This is a genomic window from Exiguobacterium sp. SH3S1, from assembly GCF_004337105.1.
GTDB classification, from domain to species: domain Bacteria; phylum Bacillota; class Bacilli; order Exiguobacteriales; family Exiguobacteriaceae; genus Exiguobacterium; species Exiguobacterium aurantiacum_A.
The window spans coordinates 220866-241434 of the sequence record NZ_SJUW01000001.1; the positions used below are offsets into that span (position 1 = coordinate 220866).

The window sequence follows — 20569 nt, forward strand, 5'->3', positions numbered from 1 at the left end:
AGTCGTATCCGACTTGGGTCACACTTCATCCGTTGTTCTTTTCGTTCACGATGATTGTCGTGTCACCCGAGAATATTTCTTCTAGCGCTTGACCGACCGGTTTATACGATTTTGGCGCAGCGATTTTTGGTGCTTTTCCGTCTTGGATCTGACGGGCACGCTTGGCGGCCACCGTCACGATTGTGTATTTCGACGGGATGATACGTTGTAAGGCATCAATCGAAGGGTATAACATTAAATGACCTCCATCATAGCTTTTTTATAGAGAGACGCGACACGTTCACGTTTACAATGCTCGGCCGTCACGATCGCTTTGATCCGGTCGATCGCTTTATCGACTTCGTCGTTTGTGACGACGTAATCGTAAGCATCCATCAACTCGATTTCTTCACGGGCGACGAGCAAGCGTTGCTTGATGACTTCTTCCGATTCAGTGCCTCGACCGACTAAACGGTTTCGAAGTTCTTGCAGGCTCGGCGGTGCGAGGAATAAAAAGACGGCTTCTGGGAAACGTTCCTTTACTTGGAAAGCTCCTTGGACTTCAATCTCTAAAATGACGTCCTTGCCACTTTCAAGCGTCTCGCGCACCCATTCGACCGGTGTCCCGTAATAGTTGCCGACGAATTCTGCATGTTCAAGCAGTTGATCGTGTTCAATCATGTCTTCAAATTGCTCTCTCGTCTTAAAGAAGTAATGCACTCCCTCAACTTCGCCTTCACGTGGTTTTCGAGTCGTTGCCGACACCGAATACTGAAGGTTGTTGTCCGCCTCTTCACGGAGCACTCGGCAAACAGTACCTTTGCCGACACCGCTTGGACCAGACAAGACGATTAATAATCCTCGTTCTTTAAAATTCAATGCAAGCCCTCCATCTTCTAACATCACATTACATTATAATAGCAGTCCTTTAATTGTTACGGCAAGAAGAAGTTCGGATTTCCTACTTCATCGTACCATATTTTCTGTGAATCTGATAACGTAGAGACAGAAAAAGGACAAAGGTGATGAGACTAATGGCATATGATGGATTAATGACATATCGTGTCGTAAAAGAACTACAACCGCTCGTTGGCGGTCGAATCAATAAAGTGCATCAACCGTATGCGCTCGACTTGATGATTCAAGTCAGATCGAACCGACAAAGCGTCTCGTTGCTCGTTTCAGCGAATGCGATGTATGCGCGACTTCAATTGACGGACACCCCGATCAAGAACCCGCAAGAGCCTCCGATGTTTTGTATGATGCTGCGGAAGCATATCGAGGGCGGCTTTATCACAGCGATCGAACAAGTCGGCCGCGACCGTGTCATCGTTTTCTCGGTCAGATCGCGTAACGAGCTCGGCGACGAAGAAAACAAACGCGTCTATATCGAACTGATGGGACGTCACTCGAACGTCGTCTTGACGAACGAGGACGGCAAGATTTTAGACGCAATCAAACACCTTCCCCCGTCTCAAAACACGTATCGGACGATCATGCCAGGCAGCGAGTACATCTTGCCGCCGGCGCAACAAAAATCCGATCCGTTGACGGAACGGGAAGCGGGATTGAAACGAATCGATTGGAACGCAGGTATGCTCGACAAGCAGCTCGTTGCCAGTTTCGCCGGGATGAGCCCGCAAATCGCTCAAGAGATCATGCATCGAGCCAAAACGCCGAACCGCTCGAACTTAGAGGCGGCGTTTGACAGCGTGATGGCAGACCTTGAAGGCGCTTATGTATTCCAACAGCTCGCCTCCGGGAAGGAACGGTTCAGTCCAATCGCGCTCACGTCGGGCGATATCGTCTCTGAAGAACGCTACGACTCGAGCCGGGAAGTGCTCGACCGCTTTTACTATGAGAAGGCGAACCGTGACCGGGTCAAGCAGCAAGCCCATGACGTCGAGCGTCTGCTCAAGTCAGAGCTCGAACGCAACCAATTAAAACGGAAACGCCTGCTCGAGGATATGAAAGCGACGGAACGATCGAACGAGCTCCAAAAATACGGTGAGCTGTTGACGACGTATTTGTTCCAACTCGAGAAAGGGATGAAAATCGCTCACGTCGTCGACTATTATGATGAGGACGGCGCTATGATCGATATCCCGCTCGATCCGCTTAAAACACCGAACGAGAACGCGCAACGTTACTATAAGAAATACAACAAACTAAAAGTTGCCAAAGTCGAGGTTCAAAAGCAAATTGAACTGAACGAGACCGAAATCAGCTATTTAGAGACGCTCGTCGCCCAACTCGACGTCGCCGCGCCGCGCGATATCGTCGAGATTCGCGAAGAGCTGGCCGAAGGCGGGTACATCCGACAAAAACGTCAGAAGAAGAAACAAACGGCCAAAGTCGCGCTCGAAGGCTACACATCTTCGACCGGTGTCGAGTTTTACGTCGGCAAAAACAATACGCAAAACGACCACTTGACGTTCAAGTTCGCGCGTCGCGACGAAGTTTGGCTTCACGTGAAAGATATCCCCGGTTCACACGTCATCATCCGGTCGACCGAACCGGACGAGACGACGCTCCTCGAAGCAGCGACCGTCGCCGCCTACTTCTCGAAGGCACGTGCCTCGAGCGGGGTGCCGGTCGACTATACGAAAGCCCGTTACGTGAAAAAACCGAGCGGCGCCAAGCCGGGATTCGTCATCTACACCGATCAGCAGACGGTATACGTGACTCCGGACGAGCAGCTCGTCAAATCATTACAACAATGAGACGTAACATGGGGTCAATAATGATGCCACTTTCTGATTTTCCCCTATGATGTAAAGGTGAGAGGTTGCTCGTCCGTGGCGCCGAAAGGACGGGCTACACCATTCCAACGAAATAAACGAAGGCCCCGTCGATCGACGGGGCCTCTTCGTTATGGATTATGTTTGAACGCCTCGAGCTGTTCATGATAGTCGAGCAGATGTCCGTGTAAAATTTCAGAAACAGATAAGTCTTCATGCGGCAATTGGAAGAGCGAGTACGGTTTGTCACACGTGTAGAGAATGTCGTGATGGTGGGCGAGCAGGAATAAAAACTCGGACTCGAACGCGTGGCGTTCGTCCTCGGTCATCATGAGTAACGCTTCCCGGTGCTCAGCGAGACTCTCGAGCAGCAAGACCAATTTATCCTCCAAATGAATCAATAACCGATATTGCTTGATCGTCAAATGCTTCAACTTAACCTTCGTCACTTGCATGTCTTCTTGCAGCATCATATGGAGCTCTTGGTGGCCGAGGATACGGGCGCGCGTCTCGAGCAATTCTGCCGGGGAGCCGATCAGCTCGCGCCAATGATGGAACATATACGCCGACGTCTTCCGAATCTCGCCGAGCAGACGCTCTTCATAACGCGGTGGCATGAACGCATAGTTGACGCCGAGCGAGACGAACACACCGACCGCCGTCAATAGCGAACGCGTCCACGCGTAGTGGAAAAAGTCGGTCGTCGGGTTTTCAAGCATGAGCACAATCGCGAACGCCGCATACGTCGACATGTGCGTCTTATCGAACGTCGTGTTGAGCGTGAGTGCGACGATGACGGCAAGACCGATCGAAATCGGGTTCACCCCGAACGCATAGACGATCAACAAGCCACACATGAGGCCGACGATCGTGCCGAATATACGGCTAAAGACGATTTTCGATGACCGTTTGACGGTCGGTTGCATCGCGACGACGGCGGCGATGGCACCCATCCCCGAATAAATGCCGAAGACATACCATGACAAGGCGATTGTGATGGCAACGGCGATCCCGGTCTTAAACGTTCGCAGTCCGACTTTAGGAATGTAGCGTTTGTTGATCATTTCAATTCGACCTTCCCTGTCTCAGAAATCAGTTCCACGTTCGGACGATTCGAGTTCGAAAGATGGTACACACCGTTGCTGATTTCTTTAAAGCGCTCAGCCGCCGCGATGTTTCCTGTTGTCGTGACGGTCACTTGTCCGGTCGCGTTTCGCGGCTCATACGTGAGCGTCCCGGCCTCTGTCTGGACGGTCAGCGCTTGGTTGACGACGACGTCACGGATTGTCGCGTCCCGATACGACCGGATGTCGCCCGTGACGACACGAACTGTCTCAAACGTGGCATCGCTTCTCGTCTCGACCCGAAGCCGGTCGCTTTCAAGTTTCTTCAGATTGACCGCGTTGGCATCGAGAACAATGGTTTTCGCGACCAACCCTTGTCCGGTCACTTGCTCAGCCGTCACTTCGATCGATGTCATCGAACTTGGCAACGCGACCCGGATTTTATAACGGGACGGCTCCGCGCTTGCCCGACTCCCGAACTGGCTCATCGGTCCATACCGTTCGACGACGGAAATCGTGTCCCCGACCGACTTCACTTTAATGCGACGTTCTTTCGAATTCGTCTGCAGTACTTCGATCTGAACTTTTTCGTTCGTGCTCCGGATAAATTCAACATTCCCATGCGCCGTCTCAAGCCGAAGCTTTTTCATCTGGTAACGGTCCTCATACTTGTCCCCTAGCGCCAACATGTGACTGAATACGAATAAATTCACGAAAAATAATAAAGGTAACACCGTGAGGACGAGACCGAATGCGATTTTGCGATGTTTAGGGATGTTTTGAAACCGTGCTTTCAATGACTGTCCTTTAATTCTAGAATACGCCATAGTTCTCTCCTTTTTCGACTGCTTTCCCTATTCTAACACGTTCAGTATCACATGTTGCCAAATGAAAAAGAATCCGCCCGGAGGTGGATTCTTCAAAAAATATTTATGAAGAAACTTGCTCACTCCAACCATGCGGATTAGTTCGCCATTCCTCCAACGAAGTAGCTTCTTGTTTAGTGATCATCCGTTTTTTGACAGCGACTTTAATCAACTCGTTGATCGTCGTCAACGCCGAATAGTGCAGCTCATATTCGAGTGAATTGATTGCCAGAACTGGGAGGTTATAAGAGAAAATTGCTTGAATCTTGACGACCTCTCCGCCCGCCGCTTGAATTGCTCGCGCCGCCTCCATGCTCGATTTCCCAGTCGAGAGCAGGTCTTCGATGACGACGACACGCGCTCCTTTGTCGAATCGACCTTCAATCTGGTTGCCTTTCCCATGTTTTTTCGCACCCGACCGGACGTAGATGAGTGGTAGACCGAGTCGGTCGGCTAAGAGCGTCGCATGGGGAATCCCGGCCGTCGCCGTTCCCGCGATGACGTCGGCGTCGAGCGGACGGACGGCGTCGACAAGTGCATCGATAATCTGTGAACGCACTTCTGGATAACTGAGCGTCAGTCGGTTATCACAATAAATCGGGCTTCTTAACCCGCTCGACCATGTGTACGGTTCATTCGGTGATAAGGTGACGGCTTCAATCGATAATAATGCCTCAGCGATTTGTCTCATACGTTTGGCTCCATTCCTTCATAAAGTATTCGTAAGCTGCGTTCGGATCGGCTGCCCGGGTGATCGGGCGCCCGACGACGATAGCTGATACACCGGCGTCAAAAGCGGCTTGCGGTGTCGCGACCCGGACTTGATCGTCTGTCGTTTCGTTGATTCGGATGCCGGGCGTCACCGTCAAAAACGGTGAACCGAGCGCTTGTCGAATCGCACGGGCTTCGTGAACGGACGCGACGACCCCATCGAGTCCTGCCCGTTTGGCAAGTCCCGCTTGTCGCAAGACGGCCTGCTCGAGACTTCCGCCAATTCCGAGTTGTTCTGACAGCATCCGCTCGTCGGTCGATGTCAGTTGGGTCACCCCGATCAATGTGGTCGTGTCGTTCACATCACGCAACCCATCCAATGCGTAGCGCATCATCGTCTCACCGCCGAGCGTATGAACGTTCGTCATTTCAACGCCGAGCCGGCCGATTTGGCGGAGCGTCCGCCTTGCCGTCTCCGGGATGTCATGAACTTTGACGTCTAGAAAGACCGGGTAACCGCTCGCGACGAGTTCTTCGACGAACCGTCCACCTTCACGGTAGAACAGTTCCATGCCGACTTTGACGGCCGGGCGTTGGTCAATTTTTTTTAAGAGTGAAAACGCTTCGTCACGTGTTTCGACATCAAGCGCGAGATACAACCTGTTCATACGCCTTCCCCCTAACGTCTAAAATATGATCGATGCCGAGTTCATCGAGCCGGCCTGGCAACGCCTCGATGATTTCCTGACATACGTATGGGTTTTCAAAATTGGCAGTCCCGACCGCGACCGCCGATGCACCCGCATAGATAAATTCGAGCACGTCGTCGACCGTCCGCACACCGCCCATGCCGATAATCGGGATATTGACCGCTTGGGCGACTTCGTACACCATCCGGATGGCGACCGGCTTGATGGCCGGACCGGATAATCCGCCAATTCGGTTCGCTAAGATCGGTTGACCGGTCGTAACGTCGATCCTCATGCCGACGAGCGTATTGATCATCGTGATGCCGTCGGCGCCGGCCGCTTCGACCGCACGTGCCATCTCCGTGATCGACGTGACGTTCGGGGATAGTTTGACGTATACCGGTTTTGTCGACGCCGCCTTGACGAGGCGCGTCAGTTCGGCCGCCATCAAAGGATCGGTCCCGAACTGCATGCCGCCACACTTCACGTTCGGGCACGAGATGTTCAGTTCGAGTGCTTTCACGCACGGGTCGGCGCTCATTTTCCGCGCGACATGGATGTATTCTTCTGGGGTCGAACCCGCCACGTTGGCAATAATTTCAGTGTCAAACTTGGCGAGGAATGCCAACTTGGCTTCAACAATCGCGTCGACACCCGGATTTTGTAATCCGATCGCATTCAACATCCCTTGCGCCGTCTCGGCGACACGCGGTGTCTCGTTCCCGAACCGCGCCTCCCCGGTCGCCGCTTTGATCATGATGCCCCCGAGGATCGACAAGTCATACAGCTTGGCGAACTCTTCGCCGAATCCAAAACAACCGGACGCCGGCATGATCGGATTTTTTAACGATAAGCCGGGTAGTTCGATGTGTAATCTCATAACGTCACCTCTTCTGCCCGAAATACCGGTCCGTCACTGCACACTTTCACGTAACCGTCCGGCGCTTTGCACACACAGGCGAAGCACGCCCCGATGCCGCAACCCATCCGGTTCTCGATCGAGATGTAGCGTTCATTAATATGCGACGCAGCGACCGCTTTTAACATCGGCTCCGGACCACAGCTGAACAAGACGTCGGCGTCGATTCTAGCGAGCGGTCCGGTCACGAACCCCGCCTCTCCATACGTTCCGTCGACCGTCGTGATGATCGTCTCGCCGAGTTCGCGGAACTCGTCTTCATAAAATACACTCGCTTCTGAATCAAACCCGAGAATCGCCACCGTTTCGATTCCGCGCGCGGCGAGCATCCGTCGCGTGTAATAGAGCGGCGGCACCCCGATCCCCCCGCCGACGAGAACGACGCGCTTGCCGTCTTTTGCGAGCGGGAACCCGTTACCGAGCGGACCGAGGACGTCAAGTTCGTCCCCGGCTCGTCTCGTCGCGAGTTCGGCCGTCCCGGTCCCGACCACTTTGTACAGAAACGTGACGACGTCTGCTTCGACGTTAGCAACCGACAGCGGCCGGCGCAACAGTTCGGACGTCTTCACATGGAAAAACGTGCCCGGTGCGATCGTTCCATCACCGATTCGCACTTTCATTTCCATCGTCGCTTTCGCGATCTCCCGGTTCGATAAGATGGTCGCCCGTTGTCTCATACAGTCACCCCGAATTCGGTGAACGCCGGCAGGCTCGTCGTCTGGAACGATAGGCTCTCGATGACTTGCAAGAGCGCCTTCACCGTGTCGAGCGACGTCAAGCAGAGCACACCTTGCTCGGCCGCGGCCCGGCGGATAATGAATCCGTCTTTTGTCGCTAAGGCGTCGCGTGTCGTCGTATTCAAAACGATGTCGACATCGCCCCGCTCGATGACGCTCAGCATCGTCTCACCCGCTTCATGGATCTTCCCGACTTGTCGGACCGGCAACTCGACTGCCGTAAGTGCCATCGCCGTGCCTGACGTCGCCATCAGGCGGAAGCCGAGGCGGTTGAAGCGACGGGCGATGTCGAGCGCTTCGTCTTTGTCTTGATCAGCGACCGTCAACAAGACGTTTCCTTTCAAGGCGATCGTCATCCCGGCAGCGACGAGTCCTTTATAGAGCGCTTTTTCAAGCGTTCGGTCCGTCGCCATGACTTCCCCCGTCGATTTCATCTCTGGCCCGAGTGACGGGTCGACTTCTTTTAATTTCGCGAAACTGAACACCGGCACTTTGACCGAGATAGCGTCAGATTCTGGGTGCAAGCCCGTTCCGAGTCCGAGCTGTTTCAACGTCGTCCCGAGAATCGTCTGCGTCGCGATGCGTGCGACCGGCAGTCCCGTCACTTTCGAGATGAACGGCACCGTCCGGCTCGCCCGTGGGTTGACTTCGATGACGTACAAGTCGTCCGCATAGACGAACTGAATGTTGAGCAACCCTTTGATGCGGAACGCTTTGGCGAGTTTGATCGTGTAATCGACGACTTTTTGTTTTAACGCCTCGCTCAGCCGTTGCGGCGGATAGACGGCGATCGAATCGCCAGAGTGGACCCCGGCCCGTTCGATATGTTCCATGATGCCCGGGATGTAGACGTCCGTCCCGTCGCAGATGGCGTCGACTTCGATCTCGATCCCTGTCAAGTAGCGGTCGATGAGGACGGGACGATCTTTCGAGGCGACGACGGCGTGGCGCATATACCGCTCGAGCTCCGAACGCTCATAGACGATCTCCATCGCCCGGCCGCCGAGGACGTACGATGGGCGGACGAGTACGGGATAGCCGAGCATGTCGGCACAAGCGACCGCTTCCTCGACCGTGACCGCGGTCTTGCCCGGTGGTTGGGCGAGCCGTTCTTTCGTGAGCGTCGCCTCGAACGCTTTCCGGTTTTCGGCCCGATCGATGTCTTCAAGTGACGTCCCGAGAATTTGGACGCCGTTCGCTTCGAGCGAGGCCGCCAAATTGATTGCCGTCTGCCCGCCGAACTGGACGATGACCCCGAGCGGTCGTTCATTGCGAACGACTTCTAATACGTCTTCTGTCGTGAGCGGTTCAAAGTAGAGACGGTCTGAGATCGAGAAGTCGGTCGATACCGTCTCCGGGTTGTTGTTGACGATGATCGCCTCATATCCGGCGTCACGGATCGTTTGGATCGAATGGACGGTCGCGTAGTCGAACTCGACGCCTTGACCGATTCGGATCGGGCCTGAACCGAGTACGAGGATGGACGGTTTATCCGTTTTCACCGCTTCGTTCTCGACTTCGTACGTCCCGTAAAAGTACGGCGTCTCCGAGGCGAATTCGGCGGCACACGTGTCGACCATCTTATACACCGGCCGAACGTTCCACTCATCGCGTAACGACGCGATCGTCTCGACGGCTTGGTCCGTGATCCGGGCGATCATGCGATCACTGAACCCACGTTGCTTCACTTCGCGCAACCGTTCCTCTGTCAACGGCTCGTCGCGCAACGCTTCTTCCTCACGCCAAATCCGATCGAGTTTTGATAAGAAGAACCGGTCGATTTTCGTCAAGCCGTGAAGCTGTTCTGTCGAGTAGCCGCGGCGAAGCGCCTCGTACAACATCCACAACCGTTCGTCGGTCGGTGTCGTCAGTTCTCGTTCCAGTTGTTCAGCCGTCAATTCGGAAAGGCGTGGTACGTACAAGTCTTCCGTACCGAGTTCGAGCGAACGGACGGCTTTCAATAGCGCTTCTTCTAAATTTCGACCGATGGCCATGACTTCGCCCGTCGCTTTCATTTGTGTGCCGAGACGACGGTCCGCGGTCTCGAACTTGTCGAACGGGAAGCGCGGGATTTTAGCGACGACGTAGTCGAGCGCCGGCTCGAACGAGGCGTAACTCGTCTCCGTCACCGGATTTTTTAGTTCCGACAACTTGTAGCCGACCGCGACTTTCGCGGCGAGCTTGGCGATCGGGTATCCCGTCGCTTTTGAGGCGAGAGCCGAACTCCGCGAGACGCGTGGGTTGACCTCGATCACGTAGTACGTGAAGCTGTCGGGGTCGAGCGCGAACTGGATGTTACATCCGCCTTCGATGCCGAGCGCCCGGATGATGTCGAGCGAGACGCTGCGGAGCATTTGGTAATCACGGTCAGACAACGTCTGGGTCGGGGCGAACACGATCGAGTCACCGGTATGGACACCGACCGGATCGAAGTTTTCCATGGCGCAGACGATGATGGCCTGGTCGCTCGAGTCGCGCATCACTTCATATTCGACTTCTTTCATGCCGGCAATCGACTCTTCAAGCAGCACTTGCGTCACCGGACTCGCCTTGAGTCCCGATTCGACGATCTGCTCGAACTGTTCCCAGTCGTGGGCGATTCCCCCACCGGTCCCGCCGAGCGTATAAGCCGGACGAATGATAATCGGATAGCCGATCCGGTCAGCGAAGCTCCAGGCGGCGTCGAGTGAATGGACGATATCGCTGTCTGGGACGCCATGACCGAGCTTGTACATGAGATCGCGGAACTGTTCCCGGTCTTCTGCCTGCTCGATCGCCGACAGTTTCGTTCCGAGCAGTTCGACGCCGCAGTCGCGGAGCACGCCGCGCTTATCGAGCTCGACCGCCAAGTTCAGTCCGGTCTGCCCCCCGAGTGTCGCGAGAAGCGCGTCCGGACGTTCTTGACGGATGATCCGCTCCACGAACTCCGGTTCGAGTGGTTCGATATAGACGCGGTCCGCCGTCGACGGGTCAGTCATAATCGTCGCCGGGTTCGAGTTGACGAGGATGACTTCGTAGCCCTCTTCTTTTAAGGCAAGACACGCCTGGGTACCAGCATAGTCAAATTCTGCCGCTTGTCCGATGACGATCGGGCCGGATCCGATCACAAGGATTTTCTGAATATCTGGTCGTTTTGGCATGTCACATTCCTACTTTCTGTCTGTTTTCGTTGACGAGTGTCATAAAGCGGTCGAATAAGTCGTTGGCGTCATATGGTCCTGGCGCCGCTTCCGGATGATATTGCACCGAGAACGTCGGATGATGTAAATGTTTGACGCCTTCGATCGTCCCGTCGTTGACGGCGCGATGCGTCACGATGAGCGGCGTCTCAAGGAGCGACGTCTCGTCGACGGCGTAGCCGTGGTTTTGTGACGTGATCGTCACAGCACCGGTCTCAAGCTCGAGGACAGGATGATTGGCACCACGATGCCCGAACGGAAGCTTGAACGTGTTGGCACCGCTCGCGAGCGCAATCAACTGATGGCCGAGACAGATCCCGAACATCGGGAGTTTTGGCATGAGTGCTTCGATCAGCGGGAGCGCCGTCGGTACGTCTTTCGGGTCGCCTGGTCCGTTCGAGAGCATGACCCCGTCCGGCTCATACCGCATCACTTCTTCAGCCGTCACGTCGTGCGGCAAGACGACGACTTCACAGTCGCGCTTCAACAATTCACGCATGATTCCGAGTTTGGTCCCGAAATCGATGAGGGCGATCCGGCGGCCGCTCCCGGTGCTGACGTAAGCCCGTTTCGTCGAGACACGTGCCACTTGATCGGTCGGGAAGCTCGCTTCAAAGCGCATCGAAACGTCTGCCCACGTCGACTCACCGTCGATCAACACGCCGCGCATGACGCCGCGTGAACGAAGGTGACGCGTCAACATGCGCGTATCGACAGCTTCTAGACCTGGTATCCCGAAGCGTTCGAGCGTCTCCGGCAACGTCGCCGTCGAGCGGAAGTTCGACGGCAAGTCACACGCCTCTTTGACGATGAGCGCTTTTGCCATCGGGACGGTCGTCTCAAAGTCTTCACGGTTGACGCCATAATTTCCGATGAGTGGATTCGTCAGCACGATGAGCTGGTCACAATAAGACGGGTCCGATAAAATCTCTTGGTAGCCGGTCATTCCCGTTTGAAAGACGACTTCCCCGATCGTCTCGGCGTTCGCACCGAACGCCTTGCCTACAAATGCTGTCCCGTCTTCAAGCCATAATGTTCGTTTCATCGAATCTCCCCTTATATACGATTTCTCCGGCCACGATCGTCACGACTGGCCAACCTGTGAGTCTTTTCCCAGCGAACGGTGTGTTCTTCCCTTTTGACGCGAACGTCGCCGGGTTGACCGGACGCAACGTCTCCGTATCGATCAGCGCGAGGTCCGCCGCCCGGCCGACCTCAATCAAGCCGTAAGGCAGACCGAACACCTCGCTCGGTCGTCTCGTCATCCAGTCGATGAGCGCCGCCTCTTCCATTTGTCCCGTTTTGACGAACGTCGTGTAAAGGAGCGGGAACGCCGTCTCGAATCCGGTGATTCCGAACGGGGCGCGCTCCATCCCTTGTGCTTTCTCTTCAGCCGTGTGCGGGGCGTGATCGGTCGCAATCAAATCGATCGTCCCGTCGAACAGCCCTTCGAGCAACGCCGCGCGGTCGTCTTGGCTCCGTAGCGGCGGATTCATCTTAAAGTTCGGATCTAACCCCGGGATGTCGTCTTCCGATAAGACGAGGTGGTGCGGTGTCACTTCCGCCGTGACGTGGATCCCGGCCCGTTTGGCGTCACGGATGACGCGGACCGATTGACGTGACGACACGTGACAGACGTGATAGTGGCAGCCTGTCTCTTCGGCGATCAACACGTCACGAGCGATATGGATGCTCTCGGCGAGACTCGGGATGCCTTGGATGCCGTGCGTCTCACTAAACTTCCCTTCATGGACCGAACCGGCCTTGAGCGTATTGTCTTCGCAATGGGCCACGACCGCTTTCCCAAGCCGTTTCGCTTCCCGCATCGCCTGACGCATCATCGCCGCCGACTGGACGCCGACCCCGTCGTCTGTGAACGCGAACGCGTCCGCAAGTGACGGCATATCGACTTGCTCGACCCCGAGCTGCCGTTTCGTGATCGCCGCGTACGGGAGCACGCGGACGCTGGCGTCACGCTCGATCCGTGCGAGCAAGTCATCGAGCGTCGCCCGGTCGTCTGGGACCGGGCGTGTGTTCGGCATCGCGCAAATCGTCGTGAACCCTCCGGCCGCAGCCGCAGCCGTCCCGGTCTTGATCGTCTCTTTCGCCTCGCCACCCGGCTCGCGCAAATGGACGTGGACGTCGACGAGACCTGGGATCAACAGCTTCCCGTTAGCGTCAATCACTTCGTGTCCTTCGGTCGTCCCGTCGTAATCGACCGAACGGATCGTACCGCCCTCGATCAACAGATTGCTCGTCCGTTTCGTCTTCCCGTCATACCACGTTGCGTGTTGAATAATCATTGTTGTCCCCCTAATGCTCGATTTAAGATGGCCATCCGTGCGTAAACACCGTTCGTCATCTGTGGAAAGATGCGCGATGACGGATGTTCGATCAAACTGCCGGCGATCTCGACGTCCCGGTTGACCGGGGCCGGATGCATGATGATGGCGCCTTGTTTCATCCGCTCGACCCGCTCGACCGTCAAGCCGTAGCGCGCATGATAGTCTTCTTTAGAAAAGATGTCGCCCATAATGTGGCGCTCGTGCTGAACGCGGAGCAACATGACGACGTCGCAGTCCGGTAAGATGTCATCAAGGTCGCGGTGCGAAAGCCCCATCGAACCATCCCACCACGATTCCGGGCTACAACCGACGACGTTCGCTCCGAGCCGTTTCAACACGCCTGCGTTCGAGCGGGCGACCCGGCTATGGACGAGATCGCCGCAGATAGCGATATTCAAGCCTTCGAACGTCTTGAACTCTTCATAAATCGTGACGAGGTCGAGCAGTGACTGTGACGGGTGTTCCCCGCTCCCGTCCCCGCCGTTTAAGACTGGGATCGTCAGCTTGCTGACGAGCTCATGGTAGTATCCCGCTTCAGGATGGCGGATGACGAGCGCGTCGACCCCGATCGCTTCAAGCGTCTTGCACGTGTCGTATAACGTCTCGCCTTTCGTCACCGACGACGTCGCCACGTCGAACGGGATCTCTTGGATGTTCAAGTGCCGCTCGGCCATTTGAAACGAGTTTTTCGTCCGCGTCGAGTTTTCGAAGAACAAGTTCGCGACCGTCTTCCCGTCAAACAGCGGCGGCATGTCCCCTTGTTTGTAGCGGAGCGACTCTTCGATCATCCCCATGATCTCTTCGAGGGTGAGCGTATCTAAGCTGACAAAATGGTTCGGTTGTTGTTTGATCAAATTCATGTTCGTCTCCTCCTTTTGTTTGAAGGCAAAGAGAAAAGGCGTCTCTTCACCTACGTGAAGGGACGCCTTCATTTGGGTAGACTGCACCCAAATAAACGAGCCTTCACTTTGCCGACCTCACGGGATCGAATTAAAAGTTACTTGCCTGTTTCGTTTCTTCAGTTGTATCGACCGAAGCCGGTTCGACTTCTTCTTTCGGCAACACCGCGTTCAAAAGAATACCGACGACCGTCGCGAGCGCCATCCCTTGGACCGGGAAGCTGCCGAGTTGGACCATCGCCCCGCCGAGGCCGACGACGAGAATGACCGAGGCGATGATGAGGTTGCGTTTCTCGGCGAGGTCGACGTTGCTGTCGACCATCGTCCGCAGTCCGTTCGAGGCGATGACACCGAACAAGAGGATCGAGATACCGCCTTTGACCGGATTCGGGATTGTCGAGATGAACGCCTCGACGTGACCGAGGAAGCCGAAGCTGATGGCCATGAGTGCTGCTCCCGCGATGACGTAGACGCTGTACACTCTCGTGATCGCCATGACCCCGTTGTTTTCACCGTACGTCGTACACGGCGGTCCACCGAGCGCTGAGGCGACGGCTTTGCCGACGCCGTCGCCGAGGAGCGTCCGGTGCAGGCCTGGATCTTTCATCGTCTCGCGTCCGATGATTTTCGACGTGACCATTTGGTCGCCGATGTGCTCCGTCATCGTGACGAGCGCGACCGGGACGATGGCAAGGAGTGCCCCGACTTGCCACATCGGCATGTAGTCGACGAACACCATCGTGAAGTCAGGCAGTTGGAACAGGCTCGCTTGACCGATGGCCGAGTAGTCGATGATGCCGAACATGGCGGCGATGGCGTATCCGCCGACGATGCCGAACAAGATCGGAACCGCGCCCCATACTCCTTTTAACTTTGTCATCGCGAGGATCGTGATGCCGAGCGTGAGCAGGGCGACCGTGATGAACGTGCCGTTATACGCTCCGTCGCGGTTCATCGACATGTCGATGGCGACCGGTGCGAGCGATAAGCCGATGACCATGATGACCGGGCCGACGACGACCGGCGGCAACAGTCGTAACAACCAACCGACGCCCGTCTTAAAGATGATGAGCGACACGACACCGTAGACCGAACCGGCGATAATACCGCCGAACAGTGCGGCTTCGACGCCCCATTGCTGGCTGACCGCGATGATCGGTGCGATGTAGGCAAAACTTGACCCGAGATACGTCGGGACTTTGAATTGGGTGATGACTAGGAATGAGAGCGTGGCCACACCGGAAGCGACGAGGGCGACGGACGTGTTCAGTCCGGTCAAAATCGGGACTAAGATCGTCGCTCCGAACATGGCGAAGACGTGTTGCAGGCTGAAGAGCAGCCATTGCGGCAAGTGAGCGGGACGCTCGTGGATGTTGAGGATGGGGTTTTTCATAAATAGTTCTCCTTCCTGGCCTCTCTGGACCACCTTAAAGGTTTTGGATTTATTGCTGTTGGATGTACACTTCGTCTGTCGTGTCGACTTCACTGAGTCGGACCACGACTTGTTCTGTTTTCGATGTCGGGACGTTTTTCCCGACAAAGTCTGGGCGAATCGGCAACTCGCGGTGTCCCCGGTCGATCAAGACGGCGAGTTGGATGTAGTCCGGCCGGCCGTGGTCGACGAGTGCGTCCATCGCGGCCCGGACCGTCCGTCCCGTGTACAGGACGTCATCGACGAGGACGACCGTCTTGCCATTGATGTCGTGCGGGAGTTCGGTCGCTTTCACTTCTGGGTCGAGCGACTTCTTCGATAGGTCGTCCCGGTAGAGCGTGATGTCTAAGTTACCGAGCGCGATCGGTTTTCCTTCGATTTCTTCGATGCGATGGGCGAGTCGGTCGCCGAGCGTCTCACCGCGCGTTTTGATCCCGACGAGGACGACGTTGTCCGTTCCTTTGTTGCGTTCAATGATTTCATGGGCGATTCGCGTCAAGGCGCGTCGGATCGCGGCTTCGTCTAGTATGGTCGAGCGTTTCATATGATTCCTCCTCTCGTAATCTATAAAAAAAGAAGACTTCCTCATCCGGCTGGAAAGGAAGTCTTCACGAAGGCAAACGAGTGCCGTATATGATAGACGGTTGTGGCCGCGGCCACGATCCTTTCACAGCCTCTCTGGACTGGGTTTAAAGGTGTTATGCTTTCTAGACTATAAATCTGAATCGGTTGAAAGTCAACGTGTTTTCTCGATTTTGTCCAATTTTGCGAGCTCTGCCTCAAAGTCGGTCGGGAGTGCCGCCTCGAACTCGAGCCATTCGTTCGTCCGCGGATGATGGAAGCCGAGCGTGGCTGCATGGAGCGCTTGCCCGTTCAAATCGATCGTCCGACGCGGTCCGTATTTCGGGTCTCCGGCAAGCGGGTGGCCGATATAGCGCATATGGACACGGATTTGATGCGTCCGTCCTGTCTCGAGCTTGCACTCGACGAGCGTGAAGTCTTTGTAGCGTTCGAGCAGACGGAAGTGTGTCACCGCTTCTTTCGCGTTCTTGTCTGTAACCGTCATGCGCTGACGATCGTTCGTGTCGCGCCCGATCGGCGCCTCGATCGATCCGAGCTCATGGACGAGCTCGCCGTGGACGAGTGCGACGTATTCACGTTTGATCGTTCTGTCTTTCAACTGTTGCGCGAGTGACTCGTGCGCCATATCGTTTTTCGCGACCATGAGCAGTCCCGTCGTATCTTTATCGATGCGATGGACGATACCCGGACGCTTCACCCCATTGATGCCTGAGAGGTCGTCACAGTGATACAACAGCGCGTTGACGAGCGTGCCAGACGTATGACCGGCCGCAGGGTGCACGACCATGCCACGTGCTTTGTTGACGACGATGACATCCTCGTCCTCGAACACGACGTCGAGCGGAATATTTTCGGCGAGGACTTGGAGTTCGACGGCTTCTGGCACCGTCACGACGACTTCGTCCCCTTCTTGCAGTTTATAGTTCGGCTTCACGACTTGACCGTTGACGAGCAGGTCCCCCGCCTTGATCCAGTCTTGGATTTGCGAACGTGACCAGTCACTTCGTTCGCTCATCCATTTATCGATCCGTGCCTTTTCTTCGGCGACAAATGTGTAAGTTTCCATTACGATTGTCCCCTTTCTTTGTTTAATTTTTCTTCGAACAAGACGCCGATGATCATAAAGATGACCCCGAACGTGAGTGCCATATCGGCGACGTTAAAGATTGGGAAGTTGTAGCCAAACGGGTACGTGTCGACGAAGTCGACGACCTCGCCCCGGAACAGACGATCGATAAAGTTGCCGATCGCTCCGGCGAGCAGTAAGCCGACACTGTAGCCGAGCAGTTTGAACCCGTTCACTTCTTTATGCAAGAAGTAGATCAGACCGACGACAACGACGGCGGTGACGACGAAGAAGAACACCATCTGTCCTTCGAGCATGCCCCAGGCCGCGCCTCTGTTGCGGTACGATGTCAAATAGAGCCATCCCGGGATCAATTCGATCGATTGACCGATCGTCATCGTCTGGACGACGATCCATTTCGTCACTTGGTCGAGCAAAATGAGAACGACTGCTAATCCGTAATAACGTTTCATCAAATTCTCCTTTCAAGTCATAAGAAACCGGAGTGGACTGTGCGCCACTCCGGTCCGGCTCATGCGATGACTTCTGTACAGCGCGGGCAAAGTTCTGGATGATCTGCGTTCTGACCAAGTTCGGTCGAGTACGTCCAGCAACGGGCACAAGCGGCACCGTCTGCTTTCGCGACGCTGATCTTCGCCGTCGCGTAGTCGACGTCGGCCGTATCGACGTAGTCGAGTTGTGACACTTGCAGGAGTTGACGAACGTTATCGATCGTGTCGAGCAGCGCTTTCGTCTCACCCTTCGGCGCGACCTGAAGTTTCGCTTCGAGCGGTTTCCCGATCAACTTCTCGCCGCGGGCGATCTCGATCGCTTTCAAGACGTCGTCGCGGAACGTGAGGAATTTCGACCATTTCGCGAGTAATTCCGTCTCTGCTTCCGTGAGCGGCGCCACTTCTTCAAGGTCCGACAAGAAGACGCTATCCGCCGTCTTGGCCGGGATTTCTTGCCAGACTTCGTCCGCCGTATGCGGGAGGACCGGGGCAAGCAGTTTCGTCAACGTGATGACTGCATCATACATGACCGTCTGAACGGCACGACGACGCGCATCGTTTTCACGTTCGATGTAGAGGATGTCTTTCGTGAAGTCGAGATAGAACGACGACAACTCGTTGACACAGAAGTTGTGGCTCATGTGGTAAACAGCCATAAAGTCGAACGTATCGTACGCTTTGACGACTTTCGTCTGAAGTTGTTTCAGCTTCGTCGCCATGAAGCGGTCGGCTTCCGGCATGTCTTCGAACGCGACGCGCATCGACGGATCGAACCCGTTCAAGTTACCGAGCAAGAAGCGTAACGTGTTACGGATCTTCCGGTATACTTCTGACACTTGTTTAAAGTTGTCATGCGAGGCGCGGACGTCTGACTGATAGTCGACAGACGCGACCCAAAGACGTACGATTTCAGCGCCGTACTGTTTAACGAGGTCGTTCGGTGCAATCGTGTTGCCGAGCGATTTCGACATCTTCCGGCCGTCGCCGTCAAGGACGAAGCCGTGACTGAGGACGTTGCGATACGGTGCTTTGCCGGTCGTCGCGACTGCAGTCGACAGTGACGAGTTGAACCAACCACGGTATTGGTCCGAACCTTCTAGGTACAGGTCGGCCGGACGGCGCAAGTTGTCGCGCTGTTCGAGCACGCCTGCGTGTGACGAACCTGAATCGAACCAGACGTCCATGATGTCGACTTCTTTACGGAACTCGCCGTTTGGACTGTTCGGATGTGTGAAGCCGGATGGCAACAAGTCTTTCGCTTCGCGCTCGTACCAGACGTTTGATCCGTGCTCATGGAACAAGTTGGCGATATGGTCGATCGTTTCGTTCGTGATGATTTCCGTTCCGTCTTCTGCGTAGAAGATTGGGATCGGCACACCCCATGCCCGCTGACGGCTGATGACCCAGTCGCCACGGTCACGGACCATGTTGAACAGGCGCGTCATGCCCCATTCCGGTACCCAGTTCACTTCTTCGATCTCACGCAACATGTCGCTGCGGAAGTCTTTGATCGAAGCGAACCATTGCGGTGTTGCCCGGAAGATGACCGGCTTTTTCGTACGCCAGTCGTGCGGGTACGAGTGCTTGATGAATTTGAGCTTCAACAAGTTGCCATTTGCTTCGAGCTTCATGCCGATCTCTTTGTTCGCATCTTCATAGAACAGTCCTTCAAAACCTGGTGCTTCGTCCGTCATATACCCACGGTCGTCGACCGGGCACAACACGTCAAGTCCGTACGCTTGGCCGACACGGTAGTCGTCTTCCCCGTGGCCAGGTGCGATATGGACGCAGCCTGTCGCTTCAGCCGTGACGTGGTCGCCAAGGATGAGGAGTGACGTCCGGTCGTAAAGCGGGTGCTGTACCGTCATGTGTTCGAACTCGCGTCCGTTCCAAGATCCGCTCACTGAGTACTCATCCCAGCCAAGTGCTGTCGTCACTTCTTCGACGAGCGTCTCGGCAACGATATACCCTTTGCCATCATGCTCGATCCGTGTGTATGTCAGCTCATCGCTGACAGCGATCCCGAGGTTGGCCGGAATCGTCCACGGTGTCGTCGTCCAGATGACGAAATGGTCGGTCGTCCCGAGGACGCCTTTGCCATCGACGACTTGGAACGCCACATAGATGGCTGGTGATTTTTTGTCATAGTACTCGATTTCCGCCTCAGCGAGTGCCGATTCAGAAGACGGTGACCAATAGACCGGTTTTTTCCCTTTATAGATGTATCCTTTTTCAGCCATCGTGCCGAACAGGCGGATTTGCGCCGCTTCATATTCAGGCTGGAGCGTGATGTATGGATTGTCAAAGTCAGCGAGCAGTCCGAGACGCTTGAACTGTTCACGTTGTGAGTTCACTTGCTCCATCGCGTAAGCGGCACATTTTTCGCGGAACTCGGCGACAGTCATCTCTTTACGGTTGACGCCTGCTTTTTGAAGCGCGTTCTCGATCGGAAGACCGTGTGTGTCCCAACCTGGGATCATCGGTGATTGATAGCCGTTCAACGACTTGAAACGGACGATGATGTCTTTTAACACTTTGTTGAGTGCATGGCCCATATGGATGTCACCGTTTGCGTACGGAGGTCCGTCATGTAGAATGTATTGCGGCTTTCCTGCATTCTTTTCTTGAACGCGGTTGTATAAGTCCATCTGCTCCCAAGCCTCGTGCATTGCTGGCTCGCGCTTCGGCAAATTTCCACGCATCGCGAATTCTGTATCAGGCATCAATAATGTGTCTTTGTAGTTCATTGAAACTCCTCCTGCATCTTTTTTGAAAAACAAAAAAAACCCGCCCCTAAATAGGGACGAGTTCATCGACTCGCGGTACCACCCTACTAATCTCAAGTAGA

At 55.2% G+C, this 20569-nt stretch carries 18 protein-coding genes and 1 other annotated feature (1 of these 19 running past the window's edge); of the genes, 1 reads left to right on the top strand and 17 read right to left on the bottom strand.

The window, feature by feature from the left end; all coding sequences use genetic code 11:
- Positions 1-25: 25 nt before the first annotated feature.
- Complete coding sequence (gene rpoZ / locus EVJ26_RS01145; protein WP_070327533.1) at positions 26-235, bottom strand: DNA-directed RNA polymerase subunit omega; 210 nt, start codon at positions 233-235, stop codon at positions 26-28.
- On the bottom strand, positions 235-882 hold the full coding sequence (gene gmk, locus EVJ26_RS01150) for a guanylate kinase (RefSeq protein WP_070327534.1): 648 nt from the start codon (positions 880-882) through the stop codon (positions 235-237). The genes rpoZ and gmk overlap by 1 nt, the downstream gene beginning before the upstream one ends.
- A gap of 131 nt (positions 883-1013) precedes the next feature.
- Between gmk and EVJ26_RS01155 the strand changes: the two genes are divergently transcribed.
- Complete coding sequence (locus tag EVJ26_RS01155; protein WP_131456244.1) at positions 1014-2702, top strand: Rqc2 family fibronectin-binding protein; 1689 nt, start codon at positions 1014-1016, stop codon at positions 2700-2702.
- A gap of 149 nt (positions 2703-2851) precedes the next feature.
- Here EVJ26_RS01155 and EVJ26_RS01160 read toward each other — a convergent pair whose 3' ends face one another.
- The 15 genes from EVJ26_RS01160 to ileS form a co-directional block, all read right to left on the bottom strand.
- Entirely contained in the window at positions 2852-3784 is a 933-nt protein-coding gene (locus EVJ26_RS01160) for an FUSC family protein (protein ID WP_131456246.1), read from the bottom strand.
- The gene (locus tag EVJ26_RS01165) at positions 3781-4611 is read right to left on the bottom strand and encodes a DUF4097 family beta strand repeat-containing protein (RefSeq protein WP_131456248.1); all 831 of its coding nucleotides are present in this window, start codon (positions 4609-4611) and stop codon (positions 3781-3783) included. The genes EVJ26_RS01160 and EVJ26_RS01165 overlap by 4 nt, the downstream gene beginning before the upstream one ends.
- Before the next feature lie 103 nt (positions 4612-4714).
- On the bottom strand, positions 4715-5341 hold the full coding sequence (gene pyrE, locus EVJ26_RS01170) for an orotate phosphoribosyltransferase (RefSeq protein WP_131456251.1): 627 nt from the start codon (positions 5339-5341) through the stop codon (positions 4715-4717).
- A complete protein-coding gene (gene pyrF, locus EVJ26_RS01175; protein WP_131467784.1) occupies positions 5325-6029 on the bottom strand; it encodes an orotidine-5'-phosphate decarboxylase in 705 nt (234 codons plus the stop codon). Before pyrF ends, pyrE begins: the two co-directional genes overlap by 17 nt.
- Positions 6004-6930: a dihydroorotate dehydrogenase gene (locus tag EVJ26_RS01180; protein ID WP_131456256.1), complete on the bottom strand. Its 927-nt coding sequence runs from the start codon at positions 6928-6930 to the stop codon at positions 6004-6006. Before EVJ26_RS01180 ends, pyrF begins: the two co-directional genes overlap by 26 nt.
- Positions 6927-7646, bottom strand: a complete 720-nt coding sequence (locus EVJ26_RS01185) for a dihydroorotate dehydrogenase electron transfer subunit (protein ID WP_131456258.1) — start codon at positions 7644-7646, stop codon at positions 6927-6929. Before EVJ26_RS01185 ends, EVJ26_RS01180 begins: the two co-directional genes overlap by 4 nt.
- Positions 7643-10846, bottom strand: coding sequence for a carbamoyl-phosphate synthase large subunit (carB, locus tag EVJ26_RS01190; RefSeq protein ID WP_131469615.1), 3204 nt, complete (start codon positions 10844-10846; stop codon positions 7643-7645). The genes EVJ26_RS01185 and carB overlap by 4 nt, the downstream gene beginning before the upstream one ends.
- Position 10847: 1 nt before the next feature.
- The gene (locus EVJ26_RS01195) at positions 10848-11930 is read right to left on the bottom strand and encodes a carbamoyl phosphate synthase small subunit (protein WP_131469616.1); all 1083 of its coding nucleotides are present in this window, start codon (positions 11928-11930) and stop codon (positions 10848-10850) included.
- Positions 11908-13188, bottom strand: coding sequence for a dihydroorotase (locus EVJ26_RS01200; protein ID WP_131456265.1), 1281 nt, complete (start codon positions 13186-13188; stop codon positions 11908-11910). Before EVJ26_RS01200 ends, EVJ26_RS01195 begins: the two co-directional genes overlap by 23 nt.
- Complete coding sequence (locus tag EVJ26_RS01205; RefSeq protein WP_131456267.1) at positions 13185-14090, bottom strand: aspartate carbamoyltransferase catalytic subunit; 906 nt, start codon at positions 14088-14090, stop codon at positions 13185-13187. The genes EVJ26_RS01200 and EVJ26_RS01205 overlap by 4 nt, the downstream gene beginning before the upstream one ends.
- Positions 14091-14220: 130 nt before the next feature.
- The gene (locus EVJ26_RS01210; protein WP_070327546.1) at positions 14221-15522 is read right to left on the bottom strand and encodes a uracil-xanthine permease family protein; all 1302 of its coding nucleotides are present in this window, start codon (positions 15520-15522) and stop codon (positions 14221-14223) included.
- 49 nt (positions 15523-15571) lie between these two features.
- Complete coding sequence (gene pyrR, locus EVJ26_RS01215) at positions 15572-16105, bottom strand: bifunctional pyr operon transcriptional regulator/uracil phosphoribosyltransferase PyrR (RefSeq protein WP_070327547.1); 534 nt, start codon at positions 16103-16105, stop codon at positions 15572-15574.
- 192 nt (positions 16106-16297) lie between these two features.
- Entirely contained in the window at positions 16298-17209 is a 912-nt protein-coding gene (locus tag EVJ26_RS01220; protein ID WP_131469617.1) for an RluA family pseudouridine synthase, read from the bottom strand.
- Positions 17209-17682 carry a signal peptidase II gene (lspA, locus tag EVJ26_RS01225; RefSeq protein WP_070327549.1) on the bottom strand — a complete coding sequence of 158 codons (474 nt, stop codon included), beginning with the start codon at positions 17680-17682 and terminating at the stop codon, positions 17209-17211. Before lspA ends, EVJ26_RS01220 begins: the two co-directional genes overlap by 1 nt.
- A 59-nt stretch (positions 17683-17741) precedes the next feature.
- Positions 17742-20468, bottom strand: a complete 2727-nt coding sequence (gene ileS, locus EVJ26_RS01230) for an isoleucine--tRNA ligase (RefSeq protein WP_131440331.1) — start codon at positions 20466-20468, stop codon at positions 17742-17744.
- A gap of 49 nt (positions 20469-20517) precedes the next feature.
- Positions 20518-20569, bottom strand: a binding site (T-box leader); it runs 169 nt beyond the window's last position.